Source organism: Cyanobacteria bacterium FACHB-DQ100 (genome assembly GCA_014695195.1).
Classification (GTDB): Bacteria; Cyanobacteriota; Cyanobacteriia; order Leptolyngbyales; family Leptolyngbyaceae; genus Leptolyngbya.
The window spans coordinates 70,327-88,037 of record JACJNW010000006.1; the positions used below are offsets into that span (position 1 = coordinate 70,327).

The following is a 17,711-nucleotide window of genomic DNA, read 5'->3' on the forward strand; positions in this document are numbered from 1 at the left end:
ACCAGTCCCTCTGCGAAGACGCGATGCCTCACGTCTCTACGAAGGTCTTCAGAGAGCATTTAGAAATTTGGTGTGATGCCGACGACACATTAACTGTAGCAAGGAAAAATCACAGTCTGAAACAATCTCAAGAGGCATTTAATCGATCGCAATCCTCACGAACACCCTCGATCGACCTCAGGCTGCCTTACAAAAGCTGCGCCGCTTCATACAGCCGCCTCAGAATTGCCGTAATCTTTGCACCGTATTGCGGATCGGCTGACCATCGCCCACTCAGTTGATCCACTAGGGGCGCAATCCCACGGGTGACAAACCGAAACCGAGGCGCAACCACTTCTTGCACTAGCGGCTCTGTACTGGCATAAGCTTTGAGTAGCTGAATATGTGCTCTCACGCCAGTTTGAGCATTCGGAAAACTTGCGCCTTCAGGGCCGCCGCCCACATCTCCCAGTCCGGCAAAGTTGTTTTGCGAGGGTTTAATCTCACCTCCGAAGCGCAAGTAGTTTGTTTCGAGCAGCATTTGACTGAAGGCAATATCGTAATTGACTCCTTCGATCGCAGCTTCACTGCGGTAGAGGTCTGCAAGCTGAGGATACTGTACGGGTGCGGCATCGTTGTTGCTGCGGAGAAATGCAATTAACTGTGCCGAAGTGGTGTTGCCGTTGCTCATGATGCGATCGAGCGTTCCCGGACAGATTTTTAGAATCGATCGCAACAGCACGGTTCGCGCTTGAGCATCCCAACCCACGGAGATCGTATAGTTTCGCAGGTCTACCGCTTTGACAAAAACGACTTGACGATAATTCAAGCGACGAATGTTCGGATCTTGAGTTAAATCGATTCCCAGACGATCGGTTAAATCGATCGGAATGTAGGCATTGCCATTGACCAGAATTCCCTTCTCGCCGTAAATCTGCCCGTTAATGCTAATGCGAATTTCAGGATAGGTCGTGGAATCGGGTGGTAGAGCCGTGCCCCGCGCCCAAGCTACCAAACCATCTGCAATCCCACTTGCCAAATCGCGACGCTGATTTTGAATAATGAAGCGATCGTCTGGATTGGTGAGAAATCCAACCGTCATCAGAAGCGATCCGCAGGTGATCTGACGAGTAAACGGCAGGCTCCCGAGTCCTGTGTCGGTATCGGGTCTGGCTCCTCGGCTCGGCAGTTGAGGAACGCGCCGAATCAGCGCTAGCAATAGCTGTTCGGCATTACGGCGACGCTGATCGTTATTGGCAATGTGATAAACGGTTGCCCCTCGCACGGCTGGATTACTAAACGCATCGGCGCGGATTTCAAGCGCCACATCATCCGGACGATCGCGAGCGTTGATCCAGTCGATCGCTTGAGCCGCACTCAGCGCATCGGGCACAGACAGGACTTCGACACCCCGCGATCGCAATTCTGTCACGACTAGATCGCGAGTCAGAATCATTTCTCTTGCTTCGGTTGTGCCTGCGACGACTGCCCCCGGATCGGTGACACCGTTAACGCGATTGCCATGTCCGGCAGAAATAAAGATACGTCCCATCAGATTCTCAGCGTAACGAGGTTATGCACTTACATTGTCAGTGGCTCATTCTATCTTCTTTTGAGGAAATAGCTGATAAATGCCTCAAACTCTATCCACATAAGATAACGATATGCTTGAAGTGATTCCGCATCTGCAACTTGTTCATGCGTACTATGAGTATTATTTACGATTTAGAACACACTACAAGCTATCGCTATCGCAATCCTGTTACTTTCGGAGAACACCGAGCGATTTTCTTACCCAGTATTGGCTATAGTGGGCGCATCTTGAGCTATGCGATCGACAGCAACGTTCCCTGCAAAACTCGCTGGATGATGGATACGCTCTCGAATAATGTTGCACTCCTGAGCTTCAGTGAACCTGCAAAAGAACTGAGTGTGACCTATCGAGTGAGAGCTGAGCATTTTGGCATTCCGACGATCGCTGATTTTCCGCTGGATGCCCGTGCTGAAGAAATTCCCGTACAGTACACTCCGGGTGAATGGAATGATCTCTCTGTGTTCATTCGTCCACATACCGAAGATTCCGAAGGTCGGCTTGCAGCTTGGACAAAACAATTTGTGGCAGGCGACCAAGATAGTACCTTAGATGTCTTGCAACGCATGATGGATAGTATTAACACCACATTGAGCTATCAGTCACGAGATGCAGAAGGGACTCAGAATCCGGCTGAGACACTCCGGTTACAGTCGGGGACTTGTCGAGACTATGCTTGGTTAATGATTGAAGCACTTCGACGCTTAGGGCTGGCTTGTCGCTTTGTCAGCGGCTATATTTACGATTCAGCCTTAGATGGCGGTGAGGTTGGCATGACAGGTTCCGGTGCAACTCATGCTTGGGCGCAGGTTTATTTACCGGGTGCAGGCTGGAGAGCTTATGATCCGACCAATCGAATTACAGCCGGATTTGATCTGATTCGAGTCGCGATCGCTCGTCATCCTGGACAGGTGATTCCGCTTTCTGGGTCTTGGTTTGGTGAGACGGATGACTATTTGGGAATGGATGTGAATGTTTCAATTCGCAAGTTAGGAATGTTGCCTGACTTTGAAGTGGCTCCCGCAGTTCCAATCGTGACAGCCTCGCAGTAAAATTCAGATTGTTTGCAACCAAAGACGGACGATCGCTCGTCTAGAATTTGCTGTAATCGAGTTGCGCGGAATCATTGAGATTAGAGCATGAGCATCGGAGTATGGGTACTGGGCGATCAGCTTTGGACAGGGCAAACTGCATTGCAAAGCTGCAAAGATAACCCTGAGCAAACGCATGTCTTTTTTATTGAGTCGCTACACCATGCTCAACAGTTACCCTATCATCTGCAAAAGTTGGTGCTAGTTTGGTCAGCGATGCGCCATTTTGCTGAAGAACTGAAGCAAGAAGGCTGGATTGTTAGCTATACACAATCGATCGACTTTCAAACGCCGCTGATCAAGTGGATTGAGCAATACGGAATTACGGAACTGCGGGTGATGGCTCCGGTCGATCGTCCGTTTATGAAGCTGATTCAGTCACTCAATCTTCCTTGCTCTGTAACTTTTACTCCGAACAATCGCTTCATTTGGCAGGATCAAGAGTTTGTCGATTGGGCACGATCTCGCAAGCGTCTATTGATGGAAGACTTTTATCGTGAAGGACGGCAGCGATTTAATGTTTTGATGGATGGGAAGCATCCGCTTGGAGGGCGCTGGAACTTCGATCGGGACAATCGCAAGCCCCCCAAAGGTAAATTGACTCTGCCCGAAGCACTTTGGTTTGAGCCAGACCAGATCACCCAAAACGTGATTGACTGGGTAAAGCAGTCCCCAAATCTTAAAGATAGTCAAGCCTATTGGCAGATTGAACCCTTTCAATGGGGAGTCACCCGCACACAAGCATTACAGGTACTAGACTTCTTTATTAAAACTCGGCTGTCTAACTTTGGCCCTTATCAGGATGCAATGGTCACGGGTGAACAGACCCTATGGCACGCAATGTTATCGCCTTATCTGAACATTGGACTATTGCATCCTTTAGAAGTGGTACAAGCCGCAGAGCAGGCTTATTACGCTAATCGGGATACCTGGGAACTCAATAGCGTTGAAGGCTTTGTCAGACAAATCATCGGCTGGCGTGAATATATGCACGGTATCTATGTCTACATGGGCGAAGACTATCCCGATCGCAACTGGTTTAATCACACGCAACCGCTTCCAGAGTTTTACTGGACAGGCGAAACAAAGATGAACTGTTTGCACCATGTTCTGACTCAAGTTAAAGCGACGGGATACGCCCACCACATTCAGCGATTGATGGTTCTGAACAACTTTGCATTGATTGCAGGGATCTCTCCGCAAGAATTGCAGGACTGGTTTCATACTGCCTTTATTGATGGGTATGACTGGGTGATGCAAGCGAATGTGATTGGCATGGGGCAGTATGCAGATGGTGGCATGATGGCATCAAAGCCTTATGCCGCTTCAGCAAATTACATCAATACCATGAGTGACTATTGCAAACACTGTACATACAATCCCCGCAGTCGCACTGGAGAAACGGCTTGCCCGTTTAACTTCATGTATTGGGACTTTCTTGCCCGACATTACGACAAGCTTAAGCACAATCCACGCATGACACAGATCTATCGCAACTTAGAGCGCATCTCAGCCGAGGAACTTCAGCTAATTCGCGCCGAAGCAGAACAGTGGAGAACCGAACAGCGACAGACCGAATATCCCCTTCCTTCTACCCCTGCACCTCATGGATCGCCTGACGCAACTCCGCAATCAGTACCTTGACCTAACAAATCACGTTTTGCCAGACTTAGCCCGATCGCGCCATTTCCCCGTTCGCTACAATCATTGCTTTCAGCGCATTATTCTAGATAATCTATTCGATCGCTGCTGGTATGAAGTCTTAGAACGTAAGCGCATTCCTGCCTATCAGCAATTAACCGAAGCCCAGTTAGAAAGCGCGATCGCACTAGCAAACAGCATCATCGCTCAGCCTGACTCATACTTACAGCAACTCAATCAAAACAGCTTAAACTGGCGCGGAAAAGCGAGTGAATCAAACTCCCAAAAGCGCTAGATTCTCTAGAATTGTGAGACGATAGGCTCCCTGCTCGATCGTAATTTCCTGAATGCTTAGCGTGTAGCTATAATCTTAATCAGTTATATAATCAAACTCACTCTGATTGCCAAGTTTCCCTATGCCTAAAGCGAGACCCTCAAAGGTTGATCCAGCGATTCTTGCGGCAGTCGCTGACTATTTCAAGGTGCTGTCAGAAATGAGTCGGCTCCAGATTCTGACTTGCCTGAAATCGGGGGCAAAGAACGTCATGGAAATTTCAGAGGCAACGGGATTAGGACAAGCAAATTTGTCTAAGCACCTAAAGGTTTTATACCAAGCTGGCATACTCTCGCGTGAAGCAAAGGGAACGAGCGCCTACTACAAAATTGCCGACCCAATGATTTTTGAGTTCTGTGAGTTAGCTTGCGATCGCGTGGCTGAACGAGCGGAACAACAGTCAGCAAGTTTAAAGGCTTTACGCAGCAAAACCTCCGTGTTCTAGGAGGCTTACAGAACATAAGCTTTGAAAAATCAATTCTGTTTGATCGCTGGAACGGCGCTGTATCGCAAACTGTTTGAGCCATTGTCTCTGTCGCGATACAGGTAAAACTTACTGTCTGCTTCAAGCACTCTCCAAGCCACGCAAATCATCCGATCATTGGAGCGATTGTATTTCCCGAACTTCACCGCACTGCGAATTTAGAGCGCGACTTAGCCTTCTTCTACGGTGACAACTGGCGAGAAGAAATCGCACCCCTGCCCGCAGGTCAAATCTATGTTGATCGACTGCGCGAGATTTCTAATACCGAATTAAACATAGAATGCGACAGATCATACTCAAAGTCCCCCAGAATGGGGGATTTAGGGGGCGAGAATCTGTCGCATCCACAAATCAATCTGGTATAACACAAACCCGGTTTTGTTGATTGCTCATGCTTATACATGCTACTTGGGCGATTTGTCAGGTGGTCAAGCATTGAAACGAATTGTGCGATCGGCATTAAAACTACAAACCGTTCAGAGCACAGAATTCTATGAGTTTGAGCAACTCCCGACTGTAGAGGCAAAGCTAGCCTTCAAAGGGTGGGCAATTTGGCTGCTGAAAGCCGTTGGATTAGCGCACAAAGTTGTCATGCCGCCGCAGTCTACTACTGCCCCTAAACTGTAGTGAAACCAGGAATATTTTTGCAGTTAAAGCATTAACAGCTAAGTTAAAGCGATAGTTAGCAGGTCTCGCCTGCGATCGCGCTCTGAGCTTAAAATTCCGCGAAGCGAGTTGTGCGAGTCTATCAACGTCCTCACAAGTTCCTCACAGTCTTTGCGTATCTTGAACATAGAGCGATTTAGTTCTCGCTCTATGTTCAAAGAAGACCAGGAGGAATGTTATGTCGCTGATTCACTGGCAACCTCTTAAAGAATTGGAAGCATTACGGCATCAGATGAATCAGGTTTTCGATGCGTGGCTGCACCCAGATCCAGAAGCCCGATCGCTGTCACCAATCGACGGTATGGCTTGGACACCTGCGATCGAACTTCACGAAACCGATACCGATGTCGTTCTCAAAGCAGAAGTTCCGGGGATAGAAGCAAAAGATCTGGATGTGCAAGTTTCTGAACATACGATATCGATCTCTGGTCATCACCAAGAGGAAACACGAACCGAAGAAAAAGGCGTATTTCGCTCTGAGCTGCGGTATGGACAGTTTCAACGCTTGATTCCGCTCCCAACGGCGGTGCAATACGACCAAGTGAAAGCAGACTTCAAGAACGGCATTCTGACACTAACCTTGCCTAAAATTGAATCGGCACGTAAGCCTGTAGTGAAGGTGAACCTGGAAGAAAAATTGCGCGAGGCAACGACTCAACACCGGCAAGCCAAAGAACACCAGGAACAAACCGTCCACCGCCGGGCTGAAGATGCTTTAGAAACGATGCAAATGGGTGATCTTGATCAAGCGACACGGGAAACGCTAACCCAAGAGCGACACCAAAACGAGCAGCGGCAAGAATCTGCTCATCTGCGAGCCAACCAGTAAAAGCAACCTACGTACTGTTTGAGGAGAAAATATGTTTACTCGAATGCGATCGAGTTGGGAAACTGTGAAGGCAATTCCAAACGAAGTTGGACAATTTATCGCTGGAGCAATCAGTCGCATCTTTGGACTCAACGATGATAACTATCCAGCAACCGGAGTTCAACCCTTTGAAGGAGAACCCGCTAAGGAAAAACATTTCTAGCTTGAATTGTGAATCAGGAGATGAGTTGAGGATTACAACCTCAACTCATTTTTATGATATTGAAGATTCAAGATAGTGAAGATTCAAGAATGGCTCAGATCTCCAGCAAGCTGCTTCTGATATTCAGCATTCAAATCGCCTGTTGGATAGTACCAAATATTCCAGTTGCCAAGGCCATATTGTGCCGGATCAAAGCGTTCGTCGCGTCCAAGATAGATATTAAAGGCACTTGCAGAATATTCGTACCGAGTTAAGCGATCGTGCTCTTTTTAGCTCAGCTTTATCTTCGACTGCTGCTCAGGTTCTAAATGTTCAGCCGAGTAGCACTAACGCAACGCCGAACAGGACTTGTAGAACGTCGATCGAACCTACATTAAATTCGCGTCGAAATCGATCGCAGCTCATCTGGAATTACGTCCGCATCCGAAAACTCCAGAATCGTTTCTGACAGTCCCAAATATCCCGATTCTGCAAATGATAACAACATCCGTTGCAGCGCAAACCACACTTCCGGTTCATATTCCCAATCGCGCCCCCGACTTGCCCGACCAGAAATCGACTTCAGCGCCCAAAAATAACTATTTCGCACCACAGACCCCCCTTTTTTGAACGGCGGCACATCTTCGTGATGCAGATACAGAATATCGCTTTCGATTCTCGCTCTCATTTTTCCAACCTACAAGAAATCCCCCATAGCCATACGCTACAGGGGATTCAATTCTAGCGAATTAAATTAATAGCCGCCGCGCGAGAATCCGCCTCGACGATCGCCACCATTGCGACCACCGCCACCGCCACTGCGACCACCGCCCGATTCTTCACGGGGCTTTGCCTTGTTGACGCGCATATCACGACCCATCCATTCCGCACCGTCTAGGGCTTCGATCGCTTTATCTTCTTCGGCATCCGTTTCCATTTCCACAAATCCGAACCCACGCATCCGTCCAGTTTCACGATCAACCGGAAGCTGAACGCGCTTAACAGATCCGTATTCTGCGAAGATTTCGGTCAAATCTTCCCGCGTAACCTCGTAAGATAGGTTACCTACATAAATCGACATTGAAAAAGATCTCCAGAACCAGAAATAACCGAGGCAGTCGTATCGGAGTGTGCCTGCTTTAGCCCAAACGAACTTGCTAGTTTCAATGAAAACGAACGAGTCACTGTCAGAAAAAACAAACGATTCAACCGAATCAATACCTCTTCTCATTTACTGTAACACGAATCTCTAGAGCGGACAGATTTCAACAATTTGAGATATATCGCAATGTTTGAACGATCGCGATAGTTTAGAGTCTGGGAAGCGGTGATTTGGAGGATCTTATGGCTGTGGCATCTTATGGCACTTGGAAGTCGCCGATTAGCTCGGATCTGATTGTGGCAGGGACGATCGGACTCGGACAAATTAAGCTGGACGGCAAAACAATTTACTGGAGCGAGTCACGTCCGACTGAGGCAGGACGGAATGTGATTGTGCAACGTTCAGCGAATGGCGAGACGATCGATCTGACACCTGCTCCGTTCAACGCCCGTACACGGGTGCATGAATACGGGGGAGGGGCATTTATGATTGCGACTGGAACTGTTTATTTCTCGAATTTTGCCGATCAGCGACTTTATCAGCAGACCGATGGATCTGAGCCGATCGCGCTGACTCCTGAAGCGTCGTTACGATATGCCGATGCCCTATTCGATAGTGCTCGAAATCGCCTCGTTTGTGTACGCGAAGAACATCACGATCAAAGCGTTGAGAATACGATCGCGGCAATTTCGCTCACGGATCAAAGTCAAACCGTTCTGGTTTCAGGTTCAGATTTCTATGCGTTTCCGCGTCTGAGTCCTGATGGTTCTCGCCTCAGTTGGATTTGTTGGAATCATCCGAATATGCCTTGGGATGGAACGGAACTCTGGACAGCAAACATTAGAGCAGACGGAACGCTAGACACACCGGAAAAGATTGCAGGTGGATTAGAGGAATCGATTTTTCAGCCGGAATGGTCGCCGGATGGCAGTTTGATTTTTATTGGCGATCGTACGGGCTGGTGGAATTTCTACCGCTGGAATCCTACAACCGGAAAAACTGAATCCCTCTGTGAGAAAGCCGCAGAATTTGGTTTACCGCTCTGGGTGTTTGGAATGTCTACCTATGGCTTTGCTGGAAATCAAATCATTTGTAGCTATACCGAAAATGGATTGAGCCGCTTTGCCAGTTTAGATTTAGACACTCGCGAACTCACTCCAATCGCAACGCCTTACACCAGCATTGCAGGACTCCAAGCTTGTGCAGATCATGCGGTATTTCTGGGCGGATCATCAACGGAGCCGAGCGCGATCGTCAAATACGATTTACAGACTCAACAATTTGAAGTGCTGAGACGCGCCAGCGAACTGCGGATTGATCCCGGTTATCTTTCAGTGCCAGAAGCGATCGAGTTCCCGGCTGAGAATAATCTCACGGCTTTTGCTTTGTACTATGCGCCCAAAAATAAAGAGTACACTGCTCCTGAAGGCGAACGTCCACCGATGTTAGTCAAGAGTCACGGAGGCCCGACCGCTTCGACTTCTGCTGCATTTAACTTAGGCATTCAGTATTGGACAAGTCGCGGCTTTGCAGTTCTCGACGTGAATTATGGCGGCAGTACCGGATATGGACGCGCTTATCGCGAACGTTTGAAAGGAACTTGGGGCATTGTCGATGTCGATGACTGTGCAAATGGAGCGAAGTATCTCGCCGAGCAAGGCAAGGTGGATGGAGATCGCTTAGTGATTGCAGGCGGAAGTGCAGGCGGATATACAACGCTCTGCGCTCTCACATTTAGAAATACATTCAAAGCAGGCGCAAGTTACTATGGCGTGAGCGACCTCAAAGCGTTGGCAGAAGATACTCATAAGTTTGAATCACGCTATCTTGATGGTTTGATTGGTGCTTATCCAGAAAGAGCCGATTTGTACGAGGAGCGCTCTCCGATTAGTGCGGTCGATCGCTTATCTTGTCCGGTGATCTTCTTTCAGGGTGACGAGGATAAAATCGTACCGCCGAATCAAGCCGAAATGATGGTTGATGCTTTGAAACAAAAAGGATTACCTGTAGCATATGTGTTGTTTGAAGGCGAACAACATGGATTCCGTAAAGCAGAAAACATCAAACGTGCTTTAGATGGAGAATTCTATTTCTATTCACGGGTGTTTGGGTTCGAGCCTGCGGATAAAATCGAGCCTGTGCCAATCTTTAATCTCTAGAAGGCTATGACTCCAGTCGTTGGATTTATTTTGCTGACTCATGCTCATCCAAATCAGATCCGGCGATTGGTCGATCGCTTAAATCGCCTGTTTGATCAGCCGCCGATCGTCTGTCATCACGATTTTCTTCAGTGTCCGTTGTCGATCAAGTCTTTCTCCAGCAATGTCTCGTTTGTTGATCCACCAATGCGAACGCGCTGGGCTGAATTTTCAGCCGTCGAAGCCACCGTTCGAGCAATGGTACAAATGCAGCACCGGGTCGATCGACCCCAATGGACAATCTTGCTCAGTGGTTCAGACTACCCGATCAAATCTGCCGATCAAATTCTGGCGGATCTGAATGCGACTGAGGCAGATGCTCACATGAGTGCTGAACTAATTCAGCCGTCGAACCTGAAAAGTGTTTGGCATCGAGAAATGCACAACCGCTACTATACGCGCTGGATACCCATGCCGAAATCGATCGCAGATGCGCTGAAGCTCAATTGGCAACGCTTGCGGTTGAAGCCAGAGATTTTAATGCGCCCCTTTGTGCCGTATAACTCGAAGTTACAATGTTATGCAGGTTCACAGTGGTTTGCAGCGAACCAACGTGCGATCGACTACATTGTGAACTTTCACTATACTCGTCCACAGCTTGCCAATCATTTGCGCTGGGTGATGTTTTCCGAAGAAACATATTTCCAAACGATTGTTGCCAATGCGCTTGATCTCAAAATCAATACGAACGATTGGCGCTACAAGGATTGGTCTATGGGTGGACCACACCCGAAAACGCTCGATCAATCTGATTTGCCAAAATTACAAGCTTCTTCCGCTCATTTTGCACGTAAGTTTACGCCCGATGCTCCTGTACTTGATGATCTCGATCGTATCATTTTTCAGCTAGAGTAATCCGCTTCCTGATGTTGAGAACTGCCTCGCTCAAACCCCGCAACCTCAGATAGCGTATAGAGCGGACGGTTTTTCACTTCTTCGTAAATTCGTCCAATATACTCGCCTAAGATGCCAATACTGAGAAGTTGCACTGCACCGAGAAAAAAGATGGCGACGACGATCGTGGTTAATCCGGTTAGCGGTGAGGCAGGATAAGCGATCCTCCAATAAAACACTAAAATCATCATCACAATTGCAACAAATGCAGCGAATAAACCTACATAAGTAGAAATGCGAAGCGGAACTTTTGAGAATGAAACTAAACCGTTAATCGCTAATCCTAGTGATTTATGAAAGGAATACTTCACTTCACCGGCAAATCTTGGATCGCGCTCAAATTTCACCGCAGTTTGACGAAATCCGACCCACGATCGTAATCCCCGAATATAGCGATTGCGCTCTGGCATTGCATTTAACAAATCTACGACCTGGCGATCGATTAAACAAAAGTCTCCGGTATCGATTGGAATCTCTACATCTGCAAGCTGTTTGAGCAATCGATAAAACAGATATGCCGTGAATCGCTTAAACCAGCTTTCTTTGTGGCGTTGGGTTCGCTGAGCATAAACGACCTGATATCCCTGTCGCCACTGATTGATCAGTTCTGGAATCAGTTCGGGTGGATCTTGTAAATCTGCATCTAATATCACCACGACGCGACCTCGTGCATAATTTAATCCGGCAGTTACAGCGATTTGATGCCCGAAATTCCGCGCCAAACTGAGATAACACACCCGCGAATCCTGATTGTGCAGTTCTCGAATGAGGTGAAGCGATCGATCCTTGCTGCCGTCGTTAATCAAAATTAATTCCACTACATCATCAAGCTGATTCATCACGGCACTCACGCGATCGTACAGGGCGGGAATCGTGGCTTCTTCGTTGTACACCGGAATAATCAGAGAATACTTAGGCAACATAGGGGATCGACAACTCGCGCATCGATCGTCCCATGATTTGCCAGATTAAAATAATTCTTGATTGAAATGCGATCGATCCTGTATAGTAAGGAGACATCCAGGGCGGATGGCGAAACTGGTAGACGCACCACACTCAAAATGTGGCACCGAAAGGTATGAGAGTTCGATTCTCTCTCCGCCCATTACATCCAAGCGATAAACTTTACACTAGACTGCTTTCCTGAGTTCATCGATCGCACCAAGCATATCCGTTTCAGCAATTAGGATACAGCGGCTCAAAAGCTGAATATTGAGGTCTTGTAAGCCTGGAATCTCACTGCGCTGAATCTTTCTATAGTTGCCTTCAAACAATCGATAAAGTGCGAAAACGCCATCTTCCCAAAACCAAACTTCAGGAATTTCTAAGACTTGATATCGAGGCAGCTTGGATTCATTTCCAGAGGTAAAAACGACCTCAATCGCTAAATCTGGAATTGCTTTGCGACCCACGTAAAAGCTCTCATCCGGTTGAAGCGACACGATGCCTTCTCGCTCTCGATCGGCTGAGCCTGTAGGAATGAATTGAACGCGCCGCTCTAAACAGTAATGACCCATTAAGAAAAGAATGATGCGGCTGAATAAATCATGAGGTTCAGAAGGCATGAAAATTTCGATCGTATTTGCAAAGTAAGTCAGTTTAGCGTGAGAAACTTCAAATGCTTGTTGCAGCAGTTTGAATTGATTCCAAGTACGATCGGGAATTGAGATGATACGACTTTGAGCGGTGCTTGCGGTAGTTTGAGTTTGCATAGCGGTAAGGACTGATCCCTCAACGTCTGAATTATTTTGTATCCATCCAATTGTTGCCAGCACGAATATCTACAACTAGCGGCACACTCAGAGAAACGGCGTTCTCCATAACTCGCTTAATCTTGGGCTGCAACTCTTCCCAAGCATCAGGCTCAACTTCAAACACCAATTCATCATGCACTTGCAGCAACAGATTTGCAGGATAAGCTTTCAGAACTTCGTGCAACTGAGACATTGCAATCTTGATGATGTCTGCACTAGAACCCTGAATCGGCGCGTTAGCTGCGGCTCGAAGAGCTTGCGCCTCGAACTGGTCGCGCAGCTTCAGTTTATCGAGTTGAATGTCATCGGGTGATTTGCCTCGAAGTTTTCGCACCGAATCGGATGAGAAATTGAAGTAGCGTCGTCGTCCTTTGATGGTTTCGACATAACCATTGGCGATTGCTTCTCGCTGCATTTGCTGGAGGTACTCGAAAACGCGAGCATATCGACTGTTAAAGCGATCGATAAAGGTGCGTGCCTGAGCCGAAGTAACTCCCGATTCTCGCGCAAATCGCTGTGCGCCCATGCCATAAATCACACCGAAGTTAATGATTTTTCCCAGTCGTCGTTCTTCAGAGGAGATGTCATCTTTTTCCAACAACAATCGAGCCGTGAGCGAGTGAACATCCTCGTTGTTACGGTAGGTTTCGAGTAGAACAGGTTCTTGACTCAAGTGTGCTAAGATTCGCAGTTCAATTTGCGAATAGTCAGCCGCAACCATGAGCCACCCTTCTTCGGGAATAAAGGCTTTACGGATTTGGCGGCTAAAGGCAGTCCGAATTGGAATGTTTTGGAGGTTGGGGTTAGACGAAGAGAGCCGACCTGTAGAAGTAACTGCTTGGTTAAAGTCGGTATGCACACGATCGGTCTTCGGATTGATTAGAGTTGGTAGCGCATCAACATAGGTTGATTTCAACTTCGTCAAGGTTCGATGTTCCACGATCGCATCAACCACCGGATGGTCGCCTTGCAGTTTCTCTAAAGTAGCTGCATCTGTTGAATATCCAGTTTTAATCTTGCGGGATTTCTTCTTATCGAGTCCCAATTTCTCAAACAATAGTTCACTCAATTGTTTAGGAGAACCCAGACTAAACTTTTCGCCTGCTGCTTCGTAAGCTTCTAGTTCGATGCGGTCTAAGTCTTCTTTCAGCGTTTTCGAGAATGCTTCGAGATAGTTGCGATCGATTCTCACCCCGGTTGCTTCCATCTCAGCTAACACAGGTTCAAGCGGTTGTTCGATCTCAATCAGCAGATCATGAAGTTTCGGGAGTTCATGAAGTTCCGATCGTAGTTTTGGAACTAAATTGTATGTTCCATAAACATCCATTCCGCAGTAATGAGCAACTGCAGAGATGTCAACTTCACCAATATGCTTTCCTCTGGGAACTAGATCTCCATACTCTTGAGCCTGAATGCCTAAGTAGCGATAGCTCATATCGCTGAGTTTATGACTGGCCTCAGGGTTGAGAACATAGCTTGCCAGCATTGTATCGAACACAACGCCTGCTAACTCAACGCCTTGGAAGCGGAAGACTAAGCGATCGAACTTCGCATTCTGAAACGCTTTTGGATATTTAACATCTTCGAGAATCGGGCGCAGGGTTTCAAGCGCGATCGCACGATCGAGATTCGTTCCCGAAGTATGACCGATCGGAATGTAAGCCATTGCATCAGATTCCGAACCCCAACAACAACCAATTCCCACTAAATCAGCTTTGATCGGATCAAGGTCGCTAGTTTCAGTGTCCCACGCGACCGGAAACTTCTCACTCGTATGAGTTTTGAGGCGTTTGACCAGTGCATCGAGCTTAGCTTGGGTATCAATAATTTGTGGTGCGATCGACACGACCTCAAATTTTTCCGCACTTTCGGTTTCTTCGGCGCTGAAGAACCATAGGTCATCATCTGCATATTGAGGAACGATCGGTGTTCCTGATTCGAGCGCGGCTTGTTTTGAGCCTTCGGTTTCTGTTAGTTCTGTCTCACCGCTCAGTTGGTCTTTCCACTTCTGGATTTTGTTGTAGAACGATTTAAACTCTAATCGCTCGATCATGGGTTTCAGCGTATCTTCGTCGAATCCTTGGAGTTTACAAGACTGTAGATCGACCGCTAATGGAACGTCTAAATGAATTTGTGCCATCCATTGTGAATGGCGTGCATCTTCGATTCCTGTTTCTAGTTTCTTTTTAACTGCACCTTTGATCTCGTCGATCGATTCATAGACCTTTTCTAGCGATCCATACGCGCTTAATAACTGAACTGCTGTTTTCTCACCAATCCCTTTCACGCCTGGAATATTATCAGATGGGTCGCCGCACAGCGCTTTGAAATCAACCACTTGAGACGGCAGCACTCCTAGCTTTTCTTTAACCTGCTCTACACCAAATTCTTTAGGCGGTGGCGCACCTCTGCCGTAGGTTGTACTCATGTACAGCACTTTAATCTTCCCGTCTGCATCTACCAATTGAAATAAATCACGATCGCCGCTCAAAATTCGTACCGCAAAGCCTTCTTGACTAGCTTTTCGCGCCAGCGTCCCAATCACATCATCCGCTTCATAACCCTGAGCGACCACAATCGGCAAATTCATCGCCTTGAGAAGCTCCTGAAGATTATTCAAGTCAGGCATGAAATCTTCTGGCGTTTCAGGGCGACCTGCTTTGTAGGTTTCATCGGCTTCGTGGCGGTAAGTTGCACCACCGAGATCAAACGCGATCGCCAGATAATCTGGTTTCTCAGCTTCTACAGTTTCAAGCAGCGCTTTGAGAAAACCGTAAGAAACGCTGGTTGGAATTCCAGTCGAGGTGCGTAAACCACCATCGCGACCTTTGGCAAAAGCAAAGTAGGCGCGAAATGCCAGCGAATGACCGTCTACAAGAACAATTTTGGGGGAATGAGTAGCGCTCAAAATCTCGATCGTTTAAAAAAGAAGACAGATTCCATTGTAACGATCTAATGAAGACTAAATCTCTGACTTAAAGTTGACTCTCGCGCCGGATAGACTAAATCTAAGCCCTAATTTTTTTCTTATGGCGAAAAAGCTTTGTATCTTTACTTCCAGGCGAAGGGCAAAATATTTTAGACCCCATCTGCATCTCTTGTTATGGATCTTCCGATCGCTTCTCAGTCTTTTGCGTCTCTAGCCTCTATCAACTGGCAGCAAGCAATCGCAGCAACTCCGGTCGGCATTGTAATTGTAGATGCACACCAGCCTGATTATCCTACAATTTTTGTCAATGCAGCGTTTGAACGCATGACTGGATACACTGCTGCTGAGGCTATTGGACGAAATTGTCGTTTTTTGCAGGGACACGATCGTAAACAACCTGCACTGAACGAGATTAAGCAAGCTTTACGCAACTGTACAAGCTGCACAGTCATCCTACGGAATTACCGCAAAGACGGCACACTGTTCTGTAACGAACTCACAATTTCTCCAATCTTTGATGCAGAAGGACAGGTAATACAATTCATTGGCATACAGAATGATATTACTGAGCGCATCTATCTAGAGACGGAGCGACAGCGCTTAGAGCAGAAACATCAAGAAGCGACACAACTCCTACAAACTGTGATTAACAATACGCCACAGTTAATCTTTTGGAAAGACTTAAACTCAGTTTACTTGGGGTGTAATAAATCGTTTGCGATCGTCGCCGGACTCCATGACCCTAGCGAGATTGTTGGCAAAACGGACTATGATTTGCCCTGGGCACTGGAGCAGATTGAGCTATTTCGAGCTTGTGATGCTGAAGTGCTCAGTAGTGGAATGCCACAATTGCACCTGATCGAAGCACATCCTCAAATTGATGGGGAATCATTTTGGACAGACACCAGTAAAATCCCACTGCGAAATGATGCAGGTGAAGTCATCGGGATTTTGGGAACCTATGAAGACATTACAGAGCGTAAGCAAGCCGAAGAACAGCTTCGCTACAAAACAGAGTCTCTTGAACGTGCGTTACATGATCTACAACGGGCGCAGACCCAGTTAATTCAGAGTGAAAAGATGTCATCGCTAGGTCAACTGGTCGCAGGTGTGGCGCATGAAATTAACAATCCAGTCAGCTTTATCTATAGCAATCTTAAACCTGCCCAAGAGTACATCCACGATTTACTACACCTGATTGAACTGTATCAACAATGCTATCCCCAACCACCCTCTGTAATTCAAGCTGAGATCGAGGCGATCGATTTAGACTTTCTCACCACCGATTTACCGAAGCTCCTAACCTCGATGGAAAACGGAGCAGAGCGGATTCGAGGGATTGTTTTATCACTCCGCACCTTCTCGCGGCTGGATGAAGCGGAGTTCAAACAGGTCGATCTGCATTTTGGCATCGAAAGTACATTGATGATTTTGCAGCATCGGTTAAGAGCAGATAATCGCCGCCCTGCGATTAATGTTGTGAAGCAATACGGTGTCTTGCCTCTGGTGGAATGCTATGCAGGTCAGCTCAATCAGGTGTTTATGAATTTGTTTACGAATGCGATCGACGCGATCGAGGAAGCTTTTCAGCAAGATAGCACCAATCCGATCACTTTAACCGTTACAACAGAAGCTATAGAGGCTCACTCGGTCAGAATTCGCGTGGCAGACACCGGAGCGGGGATGTCTCAAGAAACCTCGAAGCGCATTTTCGATCCCTTTTTTACAACTAAGCCTGTCGGAGTTGGAACAGGAATGGGACTTGCAATTAGTTATCAGGTGATCACTGAACGGCATCAAGGATCGCTTTTCTGCAATTCTCAGCTTGGTCGAGGTACAGAGTTTGTGATTGAGATTCCATGTACCCAGTTGAATTAAACACAATGGATAAAACGTTTTACAAGCGCGATCGTAATTCTCACAGCGCAACTTCTGTGCCTCGCTTCAATGCCTTGAAGCGCAATCAGTACAATTGATCGATCATCATTTAGCACAAACGATCGCAAATCATTAGAAGATAAAAGGCGTGTAGCGGCAG

Annotated in this window: 17 protein-coding genes and 1 tRNA gene; 12 read left to right on the forward strand and 6 right to left on the reverse strand. The window is 47.2% G+C overall.

The window, feature by feature from the left end; genetic code table 11:
- Positions 1 to 187: 187 nt before the first annotated feature.
- Positions 188 to 1,531 carry an N-acetylmuramoyl-L-alanine amidase gene (locus H6F51_00940; protein MBD1821089.1) on the reverse strand — a complete coding sequence of 448 codons (1,344 nt, stop codon included), beginning with the start codon at positions 1,529 to 1,531 and terminating at the stop codon, positions 188 to 190.
- Between the two features lie 155 nt (positions 1,532 to 1,686).
- On the opposite strand from H6F51_00940, the gene H6F51_00945 reads away from it, so the two are divergent.
- From H6F51_00945 to H6F51_00980, 8 genes are all read left to right on the forward strand, one after another.
- Positions 1,687 to 2,622 (forward strand): transglutaminase family protein, encoded by a 936-nt coding sequence (locus H6F51_00945; protein ID MBD1821090.1) that lies wholly within the window; start codon positions 1,687 to 1,689, stop codon positions 2,620 to 2,622.
- A gap of 87 nt (positions 2,623 to 2,709) precedes the next feature.
- A complete protein-coding gene (locus tag H6F51_00950) occupies positions 2,710 to 4,305 on the forward strand; it encodes a cryptochrome/photolyase family protein (GenBank protein MBD1821091.1) in 1,596 nt (531 codons plus the stop codon).
- A complete protein-coding gene (locus tag H6F51_00955; protein MBD1821092.1) occupies positions 4,268 to 4,597 on the forward strand; it encodes a hypothetical protein in 330 nt (109 codons plus the stop codon). Before H6F51_00950 ends, H6F51_00955 begins: the two co-directional genes overlap by 38 nt.
- A gap of 121 nt (positions 4,598 to 4,718) precedes the next feature.
- Complete coding sequence (locus tag H6F51_00960; GenBank protein ID MBD1821093.1) at positions 4,719 to 5,081, forward strand: helix-turn-helix transcriptional regulator; 363 nt, start codon at positions 4,719 to 4,721, stop codon at positions 5,079 to 5,081.
- Between the two features lie 80 nt (positions 5,082 to 5,161).
- On the forward strand, positions 5,162 to 5,485 hold the full coding sequence (locus tag H6F51_00965) for a biliverdin-producing heme oxygenase (GenBank protein ID MBD1821094.1): 324 nt from the start codon (positions 5,162 to 5,164) through the stop codon (positions 5,483 to 5,485).
- Positions 5,454 to 5,747, forward strand: coding sequence for a biliverdin-producing heme oxygenase (locus tag H6F51_00970; protein ID MBD1821095.1), 294 nt, complete (start codon positions 5,454 to 5,456; stop codon positions 5,745 to 5,747). Before H6F51_00965 ends, H6F51_00970 begins: the two co-directional genes overlap by 32 nt.
- A 217-nt stretch (positions 5,748 to 5,964) precedes the next feature.
- Positions 5,965 to 6,615, forward strand: coding sequence for an Hsp20/alpha crystallin family protein (locus H6F51_00975; GenBank protein MBD1821096.1), 651 nt, complete (start codon positions 5,965 to 5,967; stop codon positions 6,613 to 6,615).
- Positions 6,616 to 6,646: 31 nt separating this feature from the next.
- A complete protein-coding gene (locus tag H6F51_00980) occupies positions 6,647 to 6,817 on the forward strand; it encodes a hypothetical protein (protein MBD1821097.1) in 171 nt (56 codons plus the stop codon).
- Positions 6,818 to 7,190: 373 nt separating this feature from the next.
- On the opposite strand, the gene H6F51_00985 is transcribed toward H6F51_00980, so the two are convergent.
- Together H6F51_00985 and H6F51_00990 are read right to left on the reverse strand one after the other, a co-directional pair.
- A complete protein-coding gene (locus tag H6F51_00985; protein MBD1821098.1) occupies positions 7,191 to 7,484 on the reverse strand; it encodes a hypothetical protein in 294 nt (97 codons plus the stop codon).
- Between the two features lie 66 nt (positions 7,485 to 7,550).
- Entirely contained in the window at positions 7,551 to 7,877 is a 327-nt protein-coding gene (locus H6F51_00990; GenBank protein MBD1821099.1) for an RNA-binding protein, read from the reverse strand.
- A 263-nt stretch (positions 7,878 to 8,140) separates the two neighbouring features.
- Between H6F51_00990 and H6F51_00995 the strand changes: the two genes are divergently transcribed.
- Both H6F51_00995 and H6F51_01000 read left to right on the forward strand, forming a co-directional pair.
- A complete protein-coding gene (locus tag H6F51_00995) occupies positions 8,141 to 10,057 on the forward strand; it encodes a S9 family peptidase (protein ID MBD1821100.1) in 1,917 nt (638 codons plus the stop codon).
- 6 nt (positions 10,058 to 10,063) lie between these two features.
- Positions 10,064 to 10,951: a hypothetical protein gene (locus H6F51_01000; GenBank protein MBD1821101.1), complete on the forward strand. Its 888-nt coding sequence runs from the start codon at positions 10,064 to 10,066 to the stop codon at positions 10,949 to 10,951.
- Here the strand turns inward: H6F51_01000 and H6F51_01005 are convergent.
- Positions 10,939 to 11,910 (reverse strand): glycosyltransferase family 2 protein, encoded by a 972-nt coding sequence (locus H6F51_01005; protein MBD1821102.1) that lies wholly within the window; start codon positions 11,908 to 11,910, stop codon positions 10,939 to 10,941. The two genes, H6F51_01000 and H6F51_01005, sit on opposite strands and share 13 nt — an antisense overlap.
- A gap of 103 nt (positions 11,911 to 12,013) precedes the next feature.
- Here H6F51_01005 and H6F51_01010 point away from each other — a divergent pair.
- Positions 12,014 to 12,095 (forward strand) — tRNA-Leu (locus tag H6F51_01010).
- A gap of 25 nt (positions 12,096 to 12,120) precedes the next feature.
- On the opposite strand, the gene H6F51_01015 is transcribed toward H6F51_01010, so the two are convergent.
- Positions 12,121 to 12,702 carry a Uma2 family endonuclease gene (locus tag H6F51_01015; protein MBD1821103.1) on the reverse strand — a complete coding sequence of 194 codons (582 nt, stop codon included), beginning with the start codon at positions 12,700 to 12,702 and terminating at the stop codon, positions 12,121 to 12,123.
- Between the two features lie 31 nt (positions 12,703 to 12,733).
- The gene (gene polA / locus H6F51_01020) at positions 12,734 to 15,652 is read right to left on the reverse strand and encodes a DNA polymerase I (GenBank protein ID MBD1821104.1); all 2,919 of its coding nucleotides are present in this window, start codon (positions 15,650 to 15,652) and stop codon (positions 12,734 to 12,736) included.
- 195 nt (positions 15,653 to 15,847) lie between these two features.
- Here polA and H6F51_01025 point away from each other — a divergent pair, with 195 nt between their 5' ends.
- Positions 15,848 to 17,551 (forward strand): PAS domain-containing protein, encoded by a 1,704-nt coding sequence (locus H6F51_01025; protein ID MBD1821105.1) that lies wholly within the window; start codon positions 15,848 to 15,850, stop codon positions 17,549 to 17,551.
- Positions 17,552 to 17,711: the final 160 nt, after the last annotated feature.

What these genes read in the sequence shown, in the direction of transcription:
- H6F51_00990 (MBD1821099.1), bottom strand. Translation starts at nt 7,877, where the DNA reads ATGTCGATTTATGTAGGTAACCTATCTTACGAGGTTACGCGGGAAGAT.
- H6F51_00980 (MBD1821097.1), top strand. Translation starts at nt 6,647, where the DNA reads ATGTTTACTCGAATGCGATCGAGTTGGGAAACTGTGAAGGCAATTCCA.
- H6F51_00985 (MBD1821098.1), bottom strand. Translation starts at nt 7,484, where the DNA reads ATGAGAGCGAGAATCGAAAGCGATATTCTGTATCTGCATCACGAAGAT.
- H6F51_00955 (MBD1821092.1), top strand. Translation starts at nt 4,268, where the DNA reads ATGGATCGCCTGACGCAACTCCGCAATCAGTACCTTGACCTAACAAAT.
- H6F51_00995 (MBD1821100.1), top strand. Translation starts at nt 8,141, where the DNA reads ATGGCTGTGGCATCTTATGGCACTTGGAAGTCGCCGATTAGCTCGGAT.
- H6F51_00940 (MBD1821089.1), bottom strand. Translation starts at nt 1,531, where the DNA reads ATGGGACGTATCTTTATTTCTGCCGGACATGGCAATCGCGTTAACGGT.
- H6F51_00950 (MBD1821091.1), top strand. Translation starts at nt 2,710, where the DNA reads ATGAGCATCGGAGTATGGGTACTGGGCGATCAGCTTTGGACAGGGCAA.
- H6F51_00960 (MBD1821093.1), top strand. Translation starts at nt 4,719, where the DNA reads ATGCCTAAAGCGAGACCCTCAAAGGTTGATCCAGCGATTCTTGCGGCA.
- H6F51_00945 (MBD1821090.1), top strand. Translation starts at nt 1,687, where the DNA reads ATGAGTATTATTTACGATTTAGAACACACTACAAGCTATCGCTATCGC.
- H6F51_01015 (MBD1821103.1), bottom strand. Translation starts at nt 12,702, where the DNA reads ATGCAAACTCAAACTACCGCAAGCACCGCTCAAAGTCGTATCATCTCA.
- H6F51_01000 (MBD1821101.1), top strand. Translation starts at nt 10,064, where the DNA reads ATGACTCCAGTCGTTGGATTTATTTTGCTGACTCATGCTCATCCAAAT.
- H6F51_01025 (MBD1821105.1), top strand. Translation starts at nt 15,848, where the DNA reads ATGGATCTTCCGATCGCTTCTCAGTCTTTTGCGTCTCTAGCCTCTATC.
- H6F51_00975 (MBD1821096.1), top strand. Translation starts at nt 5,965, where the DNA reads ATGTCGCTGATTCACTGGCAACCTCTTAAAGAATTGGAAGCATTACGG.